The organism is Nostoc sp. UHCC 0251 (assembly GCF_034932245.1).
Classification (GTDB): Bacteria; Cyanobacteriota; Cyanobacteriia; order Cyanobacteriales; family Nostocaceae; genus Nostoc.
Genome location: NZ_JAYGHD010000393.1, coordinates 1 through 13091 on the forward strand (window position 1 = coordinate 1; position 13091 = coordinate 13091).

Below are 13091 nucleotides of genomic sequence, written 5' to 3' on the forward strand. Positions count from 1 at the left end.
ATGCCCAATGCCCAATGCCCAATGCCCAATGCCCCATGCCCAATGCCCCATGCCCAATGCCCCATGCCCAATACCCAATGCCCAATTTTTTAAACTATGTTTGTTGACTTCTTTATTAAGCGACCAATCTTTGCGTCGGTCTGTGCGATCGTTATCCTTTTAATAGGATTAATCAGTATTCCCACACTGCCGATCGCTAGGTTCCCAGAAATTAGTCCCACCCAAATTAGTGTAACTTCCAACTACAACGGAGCTAGTGCAGAAGTTGTAGAAAGTGGGGTGACGAATATCTTAGAAAGGCAAATCAATGGGATTGAGGGACTAAGATATCTTACTTCTAGCAGCAGTAACGATGGTACTAGTACGATTACAGCCACCTTTGATTCATCGCGCGATAAAGATATTGCGGCTGTGGATGTGCAAAATCGTGTTTCTGTTGCTCAACCACAACTACCAGATTCTGTACAGCGCACGGGAGTGCGGGTATCGAAAGAATCTAGTAACATTCTCTTAGCGATTGGTTTATTCGCTGAAGATAATCAGTACGACAATATATTTTTAAGTAACTATGCCGATCTTTACTTAGCAGATGCTTTAAAAAGAGTCAAAGGGGTGAGCAACGCTCAAATTTTTGGTGAACGCCGCTACGCAATGCGTTTGTGGTTAGATCCGAGCCGCCTTGCCAGTCGAGGACTAACGACCAAGGATGTAGCGAATGCCTTATCTGAACAAAACTTGCAAGTTGGTGCAGGGAGAATTGGACAAGAACCGGCTCCTGAAGGGCAAAGATATCAACTTGATGTGCGTGCTGCCAGCCGATTAGCAGAACCATCAGAATTTGAAGAAATTGTCCTCAAAACTGAAGATGATGGCACACTAGTTAAGCTCAAAGACGTAGGTAGAGCAGAACTGGGGGCAGAAAACTACAGTTCATTTCTGCGATTTCGTGGCAATGATGCTGTAGGTTTAGGGATTTATCAGGTTCCTGGCAGTAATGCCTTGGATGTAGCCAAGGGAGTCAAAGCCGAAATGGAGCGATTGGCTCCGAGTTTTCCACCTGGGCTGCAATATCAAGTAGCTTTTGACACAACATCGTTTGTAGAAGAGTCGATGACAGAAGTGGTCAAGACTTTGATTACAGCGGTAGTGTTGGTGGTGATTGTAATTTTTGTGTTTTTGCAGGATTGGCGAACCACTTTAATTCCCGCACTGACTATTCCTCTAGCATTAATTGGGACATTTGTTTTCATCAAAGTTTTTAACTTTTCGATCAATAGTTTGACTTTGTTTGGTCTAACTTTAGCATCGGGGATGGTGGTAGACGATGCGATCGTGGTGGTGGAGCAAATCAGCCGTTTTATTCAGGATAAAGGAATTAGTCCTCGTCGAGCCGCTAGTGAATCAATGAGGGAACTGTTTGGCGCAGTTATTGCCACTTCACTAGTATTGATGGCGGTGTTTGTGCCAGTGGCGTTTTTTCCGGGAACCACAGGCGCACTTTATCGGCAATTTGCCCTGACCATCGCCTTCTCTATTGCAATTTCAACTTTTTTGGCTTTAACTCTAACACCTTCTTTGTGTGGCGTGTTGCTGCGTCCAGGACAAAGACCTCCAAGGTGGATTGGCTGGCTGTTTGACCTGATTAATCGATTCCTGGAATGGGTAAGGTCAAGTTATGAGCGATCGCTTACCTGGATGGTACGATTCAAAAGCATCGTCATTGGATTGTTTATTGTTTCTTTGGGAATGACTGCTTGGCTGTACACCACAGTACCGACAGCCTTTCTACCCGATGAAGACGAAGGCTACTTCATCACCATCATCCAAGGGCCCCAAGGCGTATCGCTGCAATATACCAGCGATGTCATGGCACAAGTAGAAAAAGAAATTTTGCCACTTCCAGAAGTACTAGGGACTTTTGCAGTAGGAGGATTTGGTTTTAGTGGTAGCACCGCCAATAGCGGCATTATATTTACAACTTTAAAACCTTGGGCAGAACGCTCAAGACCTGATCAATCAGTACAGGCGATTATTGGCAAATTACAAGGGAAGTTGTTAGCAATCCCAGAAGCCAGGGTTTTCCCTGTGAATCCGCCACCAATTCAGGGTTTAGGTAACTTTGGCGGCTTTGTCTTTCAACTACAAGACCGCAGAGGTAACAGTGGCTTACAAAATCTAGTAGAGTCAATGGGTAAGTTGCTTGGTCGCGCCAATCAAACACCTGGATTACAAGCTGTATTTAGTACATTTGCTGCGGATACACCACAATTGCTTGTAGAAGTAGACCGCAATAAAGCTAAAGCATTGCAAGTTTCTATAGATGATGTCTTCAGTACTTTACAAACTGCTTTGGGATCACAATATGTGAATGATTTCAATCTCCAGCAGCGCAATTACCGGGTGTATATCCAGGCAGATCAACAGTTTCGTTCTAACCCAAAAGATATTGGTAAACTATACGTCCGTTCTCAAAAGAATCAAATGATTCCTTTGAGTAACTTAGTCACAGTTACTCCGACCGTGGGAGCGCAAACAATAAATCACTACAATCTCTTCCGCTCAATTGAAATTAATGGTTCCGCCGCCCCTGGCTCTAGTTCTGGAGACGCAATTAAAGCAATGGAGCAAGTTGCTAAAGAAGTTTTGCCAGCAGGTTATGGTTACGAATGGTCAGGAACTGCATTAGAAGAAATAGATTCTGGTGGTTTAGCACCCCTGATCTTTGGATTAGGAATAATCTTTGTGTTTTTGGTACTAGCTGCTCAATACGAGAACTACATTGACCCCTTTATCATTCTGTTATCAGTTCCTTTAGCTATCTTTGGAGCGCTTATAGCTCAATCAATGCGGGGTTTTGCTAATGATGTTTACTGTCAAATTGGTCTAGTAATGTTAATTGGTTTGGCTAGTAAAAACGCAATTTTGATTGTGGAATTTGCTAATCAATTACGAGAAGAAGGGCTTTCAATTACCAAAGCAGTAATTGAGGCTTCACAACAGCGGTTACGTCCAATTTTGATGACTGCTTTTTCTACACTTTTGGGGATTTTCCCCTTGGCTATTGCTACAGGTGCTGGCGCTGGTAGTCGTCAATCTTTAGGAACAACAGTATTTGGCGGAATGTTAATTGCAACTTTTTTGAGTTTGTTTGTAGTGCCAATTTTGTATATCGTGATTAAGACGACGACAGAGCGCTTTATCACACCAAATCGTCATCAACAACTGCAAACAGAAGGTATGTCATTGGATGGTAAAACTGCTGCATATTCAGCAAAAGCTGAGGATTAATTCGTAATTCGTAATTAATTGTTCTCTGTCGTTTAAATACAGTTCGGTTAGCTTGTTTATCGAGTGAAGATCCCCAACCCCCCTTAAAAAGGGGGGCTATTTTTTACTATCTATTGCCATTAACAAAGTTTTAGGGATATGTGCAGCATTGTGCCATGATGCGGAGATTGCTAATGAACTTTTGATACTCATTAATGAGGTTTGGAACTCTGTCACGTTCAAATTTTAATGTAGACGCTAGGCTGCCAAAGAGGAGCAGAGAACACAGAGACAAGAGAAGAGTGCTTTATCAGGAAAGGCAGAGGACAGGAGGCAGAAGGCAGAAGGAAATACTGACTCCTGTCAAGAAGCCCGTGACAATCATGGAACAAGGGTTTAAGACCTCCTTAGTGGCCCCAATTAAGTACGGTGTTGAATCCCCTTCTAAATTGAACCTTCTGCCTTCTGCCCTTTGCCTTCTGCCTTCTTCAATTCAGCAATCTTAGTCCACTGAGGGTAACTAACACTGTAGAACCTTCATGCCCAATCACGCCAATGGGTAGGTTAATATTTCCTAGAAAGTTGCCCACCAAAAGCAACATAATGAAACCCAGCGCTATAAATATATTCTGTTTTACTATGGCTTGCGATCGCCTACCCAAATGTATCGCTACGGCAATTTTTTCTAACTTGTCTGCCATTAATACTATATCTGCGGTTTCCAATGCCACATCACTACCAGATACTCCCATCGCTATACCTACAGATGCTTGGGCTAAGGCTGGTGCATCATTTATCCCATCCCCTACCATTGCCACAGTTTGATATTGTTGCTGTAGACGGCGAATAACATCCAGTTTATCTTCTGGTAAAAGTTGGGCATATACTCGATCAATTCCTACTGCTTTGGCAACAGTGTGAGCAGTTTCCTCATTATCCCCCGTTAACATGACAATTTGTTCAACTCCCAGTTTCTTTAACCGGGTAATGGTTGCGGCTGCTTCCGCTCTTACCTCATCTGCGATCGCAATTATACCCATTACCTCTGTTCCCTGTGCTACCCAAACCACAGTTTTACCTTCTTGCTCCAAAGATTGAGCCATTTTTTGTAGTTCTTCAAGTAAATTTGTGACATACTTTTGCACAAAAACAGCATTCCCCACAATTATCTGTTGTTCTTGCGCGATTCCTACAATTCCCTGTCCAGGTTTAGCTTGGACTTGAACTGCACCAACCCAATCTAAATCACTAGCTGCTTGCACAATTGCCTTACCGATAGGATGCTCTGAAGATGATTCCACACTAGCAGCGGCTTTTAATACATCCCCTTGAGTGTATTCACTAACTGGAATTATCTGAAATACCTGCACCTGTCCTGTTGTTAGAGTACCAGTTTTATCAAATGCGATCGCTCGGACTTTGCCAATCTTCTCCAACTGCGCCCCATTCTTAAATAAAATCCCCTGTCTGGCTCCATTGGCGATTCCTGAAAGCAGCGTGGGCATAATTGCAGCCATCAGCGCACAGGGAGAAGCAACCACTAGGAAAGTAAGAGCGCGATAAATTGTTGTTTCCCAATCCCAACCCCAAAGAAACGGCGGTAAAGTTGCCAGTAATATCCCGGCTACTACAATGACTTTGGCATATCCCTTCTCAAAGCGATCGATAAACTCTTGCGAAGGAGGTGCTTCTGTCTGCGCTTGTTCTACCAAACGAATCACCCGCTGAATTAAGCTACTTTGGGCTGGTTTGTGTACCTTAATCTGCAATGCACCATAGCCGTTGAGTGTGCCGGCAAATACTTCTGCGCCCACTGTTTTCTCTACAGGTAAAGACTCGCCTGTGATTGCCGCTTGATTGAGGGTGCTGTAACCAGATGAAATTATCCCATCAGTAGGAATTAGCTCTCCGGGTTTGACGACAATTTCATCACCAACTTTTAGCTGACTGATAGGAATTTCCTCTTCCTTCCCTTGAAGTAAAACCCGTGCTGTATCTGGTGTCAAACTCATCAAACTCCTGATACTCCGCTCAGTTCGCGCCATTGCATAGCCTTCTAGTGCGCCACTGATAGCAAAGATCAGAATCAAAATTGCTCCATCAATAATTAGATGATATTCTCTTCGCCATAAGCCAAGGCTAGCAGCACCAATAGCCGCCACAATCATCAGCAAATCTACATCAAGTTCTTTTTCTTTGAGGAGGGTAGTTAATCCCTCCCGCGCACTTTCGTAACCACCAATTACATAAGCAGCAGGTAGCAGTAGGAATGCCAATCCCAGCCAACCGAGATGCAAGGCGAACCATCCGAGAAATAGCAGCAACCCACATAAAAGGGCTGCTAATGTATCTGTGTGTTCTTTGGTGAATTGGCTGAAACGTTGGGGGTAGAGCATGAGAGATGAATTAACAGGGACTCTCTTACGCTAAACCTTGACATTGATGTTAATGTCAAGCTTTATAATGAATTTGAAACGTAGAGGGGCGCTGTAGACGCTTTTGCGGCTTGCCGCAGGCTGGGAAGCGCAGAGGTACAGAGGTACGCAGATTTGAATTTTTATCTATGTTCTGGGAGCGTTTTTCAAAAGCTGGATGTGGGTAAATGAGACGATTTAACTGTTAGCTTTAAAATTGCACTAAGAGGAAAAAAGCTATGCTAAAGCGAATATATATTGATAACTTTCGTGGCTTAGTAAATTTTGAACTTAATTTTGACTCGATTAACCTGTTTCTTGGTGGTAATGGAGCAGGTAAATCAACAGTTTTTGAAGTTTTACGAAAAATTCAAATTTTTATAAGTGGTGACGAAAAAGTAGAAGGAATTTTTAAATCTGCTGACTGTACTCGCTGGCAGACTTCAGCAATTCAGCGTTTTGAGCTAGAAATTGCTGGAAATGGTGGTAGTTATAAATATGAATTTGCTATTAGACATAATCAAGAAAAAAGTCATGTTGAATATGAACGCTTATGGTTTAATAATCAACTTTTATTAAAAATAGAGGGAAATGAATTTCAACTCTCTCAAGAAGATGACAAAATAATAAGATCACCTATTTATGAATCGCAATTTTCAATCCTATCTTTTTTTGTAGGTAATCCAAAGCTTAATTGGTTCAAAAATCGCGTTGAGCGATTTATTATTGTCCAAATTATTCCTAGTTTAATGGTTGATGGTAGTGAACATGAAGAAATCAAATTGACTTATAGAATGGAGAACTTTGTTTCTTGGTATCGCCAAATTTCCCAAGATCAGGGTAAGATTGCTGAACTTATGAACGTTTTAAAAAATATATTAGATGGTTTCGTAAGTTTTAAATTTGAAAAGTTCGGTGAAAACTATCGAATTCTAAAATTACGATTTTCAACAGATGAAGATAGGACAAAGATTATTGATTATCGTTTTAGTGAATTATCCGATGGTCAAAAAGTAGTAATTGCTCTATACACTATTCTGTATTGTACTGAATCTGAAGACTATACACTTTGCATTGATGAGCCAGAGAATTTTTTAGCTTTGCCAGAAATTCAACCTTGGCTAATTCAACTTTATGATTTCTGTATTGACGGAAAAATACAAGCTTTACTAATCTCCCATCATCCTGTATTAATTAATTATCTTTTAGCTTCACCTATAGGTTATTGGTTTGAGCATCAAAGTAATGCACCTGTACGAGTAAAACCAATTAGTAATCAAGAAGCTGAAAATTCAGGATTACCAATTTCAGAACTGATTGCACGAGGCTGGCTCTATGACCCAGAATAGAGTACAGATAGTAATTTTGTGTGAGGATCTACAACAGCAAGTTTTTGCATACCATTTTTTGAAAAAGCGAGGCTTTAATATAAATCCAAAAAACGTCACAATTAGGACTTCCCCAACAGGTAAAGGTGCAGGAGAGCAGTTTGTTAGAAAGCATTATGCAGCAGAGGTTAAAGAATATCGGCGAAAAAACTATCGTTCAGGAATGCTAGTAGTATTGATTGATGCAGATACTGAAACAGTAAGGGCAACACTAAAAGAATTAGATAATGCACTGATAGAAAATTCACAGGAACTTCGGAAGCCTGATGAGAAAATAGCAATATTCGTGCCAAAAAGAAATATTGAAACTTGGATACATTATTTACGAACAGGAGAAGTTGTTGAAGAAGAAGCAGAAAAATCCAAATATCCAAAATTCCCTAAAAATGAGGCAATTTGTAAACCCGGTGTTGAACAATTAGCAAACCAGTGTTCTCAAGGGAGTTTAGATGAAAATGCGCCGCCATCTCTTCAGGCGGCTTGTGAAGAGTTACAAAGAATTTTGCCGTTGTTGGAGTAAATCATGAACGCTGGTTGCTTAACTATTAAAGAACTCACTGATGCAGTCGGCGGCGGTTTAACTCCGCGGATGGTGCGCCATTACCATCAATTGGGACTGTTACCGCAACCAGTGCGATCGCGCAGCAATTACCGTCTCTACACCAAAAAAGATGTTCTCAGGTTGCAACGGATTGTAGCACTGAAGCAGCAAGGGTTTCAGCTAAACCATATCCGCAATATTTTGGAGGTGGAGCCAGAAGCTGACACAACTGTTAATCTCATGGGACAACTTCAGCAGCAATATCGGGCGGTGATGCAACAAATTTCTCAACTGCGACAAACTGCATCAGCATTAGAAGGATTATTAGGGCGCGATCGCCATTGTCAAATTATGCAGGCGGAAGTTTTGGCACAACTGAAGTTACTTGATGTCGAAACTCAAGCCGGATTGGGGGGATTGGAAAACCTCTGGAGTGGCTTAGATGCCGAAATTCATACCCATTCAGAAGCTTTTACAGAATCGCTACAACGCCTACTACCTGATTTATCTCACCGTTCGGAAATTGAACAACACTTAATTTCTCAGTTGGTTTTGGCTTGTGGTGATGTGAGTTTGGTGTCCTTTATCAAATTGAGTCGAGATGCGATCGCAGCTAGTCGAGAAGCTTTATCTTCAAGCTGTCAAATTGTTGTCGATACTCAAACGGTTGCTGCTGCTTTGGATCAAACTCGATTACTTCACTTGGGATGTAGCATCGAAACGTTGATTGATAACCCCCATATTACCACCGCCACAGAAGCAGAACTTGCCTTTTGGCAACATCGAAAATGGCGAGAAAAATTGCTGCAAGTAAGTCAGGGTTGTGTGTTGGTAGTTGGTTATGCTCCCTCAGTACTTATAGAAGTTTGTGAGGCGATGTCTACGACGGGCTACGCCAACGCTAATCAGAAAATTCAGCCTGCATTAATAATTGGAATGCCCATTGGCTTTAGCCATGCTCCCGCAGCCAAACGACAACTGATGCAACAAGAGATACCTTTTATTACAGTTGCAGGGACTGTCGGAGGTGGCGCTTTAGCTGCAACTGCCCTAAATGCTTTGGTAGAGTCACTTATTGAGAAGCCAGATTGTCATTGTTATCTCAAAAATGTAGTAGATTCTGGTGATGGGAAGGGTGTAGGGGATAGGGATAGGGTGTCGGGTGTAGGGAATACGGCATTAGACGAGGCTTCTAACCCGATGCTTGTTGGGGAAAAGAAGGGGGTAGGGGTTCGGGTGTAGGGGGTAGTGGAGAAGGAAATTTCTTTCCCACACCCAACACCCTTCTTCTTCCCTACACCCAACACCCTATACCCCACACCCGCCCCAACGGGGCTGGTGAATGCTGAACAATGAGTACTCAGTACTCAGCATTACTGAAAATAATATTGTTAAATAATATTGAATTTGCTACACTTTACCAGTTTTAGTAATTCAATAATTCATAATTGTGGCCATACGCTACCAACTTGGTATAAGTTGCAATCTAAATTAGGACATTTTATAGTAAACAGACTCTAGCGATTAGAGTATAAATTATTATGCTATACAAACTAATGCGAAGTATCAATCAATACATATACGTTAAAGGAACTTAGAAGTAAAGATAACTCAGATGTATAATTAGCGCGTCTACTTCATCATCTCTAAAAAGATCGCGCAATGTAAGATTGGCAGGCTTTCTATTTTTTACTTTAATAATGGGCTTATGTGGCAACAAGAAAAAAAAGATACTTTGATAGTTAGACTAGTATTATGGGTTGCCTTAGCTACAACCCCGATGACAGCAAGTTTACTGATGCCAGAACCCATGCTGGCACAATCTAAACCTGATTCTCCCTCCTTTACACTGCCGCAAACAGTACAGAATGGGACAACAGTAAGGATTGATGGTTCAAGTAGCTTGGCTGCAATCAACCAAAGCTTGAAAGAGAATTTTGAGAAACAGTTTTCCGGTGCAAAGGTTGAAGTTGCTGCTAACGGCACTGATGCGGCACTGAAAGATTTGCTAGAAGGCAAAATTGACATAGTAGCAATGGGGCGTGGATTGACACCAGCAGAAAAAGCCCAAGGACTGGAGCAACTTCGCTTGCGCCGTGAGAAGATTGCGATCATTGTTAGTGAAGAAAATCCTTTCAAGCAAAGCTTGACTAGTAGGGAATTTGCCCGGATTTTTCGGGGAAGAATTACAAATTGGTCACAACTGGGAGGCCCTTCAGAGAAGATTCGGTTAATCGATCGCCCTGACACGAGTGAAACTCGTAATACTTTTCGTACTTATCCAGCCTTCAAAGCTGCTGAATTTGCTACAGGGGCCAATGCTACCCAAGTAACTGAAGATAATACCGCAGAAATCGTCAAACAACTGGGTAAAGACGGCATCAGCTATGTGTTAGCTAATCAAGTGTCGAAGTTGAAAGGTGTGCGAGTTCTGCAATTACACCAAGCTTTACCAGAAGATGATAGATATCCCTTTTCGCAACCTTTAGTTTACGTTTACAAAAAAAATCCGAGTTTAAGCACAGTAGATTTTCTCGGCTTTACCCTTGCGCCCCCAGGACAGCAGGCTATAGAACAAGGTAGAACTGCTGAAGCAGAAGCGATCGCCACCAGTGTATTACAACCTGCTGTCACTGCTTCCCCCGGTGTCGAGACAACACCTGCGGCTACGCCTACCGCCGGTGCAACTCCTTCTGCATTTGGCGAACAACCATTTGTGGCTCCTACTACTGCACAAACTAGTCCAATTGTAAATAGAGAAGCACCATTTTGGTTACTCCTACCTTTGTTTTTTACAACTGTAGGTGGAGCCTTCCTATGGTGGATTTTGGGAAAACGCCCAGCGCCCGTTGAAAGCATAGATCAATTACTAGGGCCAGATCCTCGTCCACCCAGCAAAGAAGATGGAGAAACTGCGGCAGTCAACGCCAGCACTGCTCCCTCCATTAACGGAGCGATGCTTGAGGAGCAGCCAGTGCCCCAGTTCCAACAAGAAAGCCCTGAGCGCACTCCTTTCAACATCTATGCTCAAACACAATCTGACCTGCCCCAAAATGCTACTCAAGAGACATCAAATTTAGTCCAAGAGGGAACGAATGGCACCTCTAATTCCTATGAAGGCACAACATCAAGTGCAGCTAATGGAGCAGAAAACAGCAACTTGGGAGCCGCAGCTTTAAGCAATGGTGCGGCTTTAGCAACGGGCATCGGCGCGGCTACCTGGTCTGCCTTTACCAACAAAGAAACAGATACAAATGCAATTGATGAGACGGTTGAGCTAAATAATTATCAGGAGATAAGTAATCCCGATTCTGATTCTGATGAAATTGCATGGGACATAGAAGCCCCAGCAGCTGTAGTAAATACTTCCTATCCTCACCTGGTTAATATTCCAGAAGAAACATCTGATGTGGAACTGCCTTTATCTGAGGTGACAGCCCCACTCCCAGAATTACCAGATGTGACAGAATTAACATCTGATTTTGGATATTGGGACACAGAAGTTAATGAAGAGCAAATAGATGAGGAACTAGAAGCCCCAGCAGCTGTAGTAAATACTTCCTATCCTCACGTGGCTAATATTCCAGAAGAAACATCTGATGTGGAACTGCCTTTATCTGAGGTGACAGCCCCACTCCCAGAATTACCAGATGTGCCAGAAGTAACATCTAATTTTGGATATTGGAACACAGAAGTTAATGAAGAGCAGATTGATGAAGAACTTCAGGCAGAATTGAACTGGCTAGAAAGTATTACCTCAAGTGAAGATACAGCCTCAGTAGAGGAATTAGACTCACCAGAGTCTGGCGAAGTAGCAGCGAATCTAGAACCGTCAGAGTTGCAAACATCCTCACTGCTGGATTTGCCAGAATTGCCAGATGATTTATTTAATGTGGTAGCGGACGCAGCTGAACCCACTATTGATTTGCCAGAGGAAGAATCTCAAGCAGAGCCTACTGTTGAAGAAAGTACTGTTGAAACTGAATCCACAGATTTTGTTCCTGCTGCTGTAGCAGCAGGCGTAGGGATTGCAGGCTGGACTAGCATTTCTGGATCAGATGCTAAAGAACAAACTGATACTACAGTTGACAATGTACCGATTGCGGCCGAAACAGCTAATGACTTAGTAGATGTAGAAGAAGAGAGCAGTATTTTGCTCACACCAAATACTTCTACATCGGCTGATGTCTCTTGGGAGATTTCGGAAACCAAGAAAGCAGAACTGCGCCAACAGGGTGGCTCTCATTTGGTCGTGCGGCTTTACGATGTAACGGGGATTGACTTGAGTTATCAAAGTCCTCAGCCTGTCCAGCAGTATGAATGTGACGAGACAGCAGACAATTGCTCTGTGGAAATTCCCATCAGCGATCGCGATTACATAGCTGAAATTGGCTATCTCGCTGATGGCGAACGCTGGTTGTCCATCGCCCGTTCTGCGATCGTTCGTGTCTTCAGTCCTGTTTATCCAGATCCCATAGTTGAAGATGTAGCGTTAACAAACGAAACAACTATTGCGTCTACAGATCCCACCGTTGAAGATGTAGCGTTAACCAACCACACAGCTATAGGCTTGGTAAATTTAGAAGAAGAGAGCAGCGAAGAAGAAAGCAGTATTTGGCTCACACCCCGCACTCCCAAGTGGGCTTATGTCTCTTGGCACATTTCCAAGACTCAGAACGAAGCGCTGCAACAACAGGGTGGCTCTCAATTAGTAGTGCGGCTCTACGATGTAACGGGGATTGACTTGAGTTATCAAAGTCCCCAGCTTGTACAGCAGTATGAATGTGAACAGGTAGCACGCGATCGCTTTGTGGCCATTCCCGTTAGCGATCGCGACTACATGGTTGAAATTGGCTATATCGCTGATGGCAATCGTTGGTTACTCATAGCCCGTTCACCTAATGTTCGGGTTTTCAGCCGTTCCGACGAAGATTTTTGGTTTGTAGCAGATGCTGAGTTAATTATTCACGGAGCAACCCAACCAAATACAAGCGTAAACATCGGTGGCCATTCCATCAAAATCAAACCTGATGGTACTTTCCATCTCCGTCTTCCATTTTCGGATGGTTTAATGGACTATCTCATAACGGTAGCTGCTGATGGAGAATCCACTAGAACTATCCATAAGAAGTTCTCTCAGGAAACTTCAGAAAGCTAGTAATTTCCTCAATTATCCCCTCAAACCTCATTCCCCTCTAAAAGGGGCTACGGTGTACACACAAGTGCTTTCGTTCACAACACGAAGACTTTCGTTCAGAACACGAAGGCTTTCGTTCAGAACACGAAGACTTTCGTTCACAACACGAAGGCTTTCGTTCACAACACGAAGGCTTTCGTTCAGAACACGAAGACTTTCGTTCAGAACACGAAGACTTTCGTTCAGAACACGAAGGCTTAAAAGACTTGTGTGTACACCGTAGCCTTTATAAGGGACTTCCAAATAAAAAAATATACAACTATTTATTGTGGGGTGGGCGACAC

General features: G+C 42.8%; 6 protein-coding genes. 5 read left to right on the forward strand and 1 reads right to left on the reverse strand.

Annotated elements, in window-relative coordinates; genetic code table 11:
• Positions 1-96 precede the first annotated feature (96 nt).
• Entirely contained in the window at positions 97-3288 is a 3192-nt protein-coding gene (locus VB740_RS32750) for an efflux RND transporter permease subunit (RefSeq protein ID WP_323203992.1), read from the forward strand.
• Positions 3289-3755: 467 nt separating this feature from the next.
• Here VB740_RS32750 and VB740_RS32755 read toward each other — a convergent pair whose 3' ends face one another.
• A complete protein-coding gene (locus tag VB740_RS32755; protein WP_323203993.1) occupies positions 3756-5663 on the reverse strand; it encodes a heavy metal translocating P-type ATPase in 1908 nt (635 codons plus the stop codon).
• A gap of 257 nt (positions 5664-5920) precedes the next feature.
• On the opposite strand from VB740_RS32755, the gene VB740_RS32760 reads away from it, so the two are divergent.
• From VB740_RS32760 to VB740_RS32775, 4 genes are all read left to right on the forward strand, one after another.
• Positions 5921-7030: an ATP-binding protein gene (locus VB740_RS32760; protein WP_323203994.1), complete on the forward strand. Its 1110-nt coding sequence runs from the start codon at positions 5921-5923 to the stop codon at positions 7028-7030.
• Entirely contained in the window at positions 7017-7589 is a 573-nt protein-coding gene (locus VB740_RS32765) for a hypothetical protein (protein ID WP_323203995.1), read from the forward strand. The genes VB740_RS32760 and VB740_RS32765 overlap by 14 nt, the downstream gene beginning before the upstream one ends.
• 3 nt (positions 7590-7592) lie before the next feature.
• The gene (locus tag VB740_RS32770; RefSeq protein WP_323203996.1) at positions 7593-8852 is read left to right on the forward strand and encodes a precorrin-8X methylmutase; all 1260 of its coding nucleotides are present in this window, start codon (positions 7593-7595) and stop codon (positions 8850-8852) included.
• Between the two features lie 466 nt (positions 8853-9318).
• The gene (locus tag VB740_RS32775) at positions 9319-12768 is read left to right on the forward strand and encodes a DUF4912 domain-containing protein (protein ID WP_323203997.1); all 3450 of its coding nucleotides are present in this window, start codon (positions 9319-9321) and stop codon (positions 12766-12768) included.
• The last annotated feature ends 323 nt before the right edge of the window (positions 12769-13091 follow it).

Coding starts and splice junctions, on each gene's coding strand:
- VB740_RS32750 (WP_323203992.1), top strand. CDS start 97: ATGTTTGTTGACTTCTTTATTAAGCGACCAATCTTTGCGTCGGTCTGT.
- VB740_RS32755 (WP_323203993.1), bottom strand. CDS start 5,663: ATGCTCTACCCCCAACGTTTCAGCCAATTCACCAAAGAACACACAGAT.
- VB740_RS32760 (WP_323203994.1), top strand. CDS start 5,921: ATGCTAAAGCGAATATATATTGATAACTTTCGTGGCTTAGTAAATTTT.
- VB740_RS32765 (WP_323203995.1), top strand. CDS start 7,017: ATGACCCAGAATAGAGTACAGATAGTAATTTTGTGTGAGGATCTACAA.
- VB740_RS32770 (WP_323203996.1), top strand. CDS start 7,593: ATGAACGCTGGTTGCTTAACTATTAAAGAACTCACTGATGCAGTCGGC.
- VB740_RS32775 (WP_323203997.1), top strand. CDS start 9,319: ATGTGGCAACAAGAAAAAAAAGATACTTTGATAGTTAGACTAGTATTA.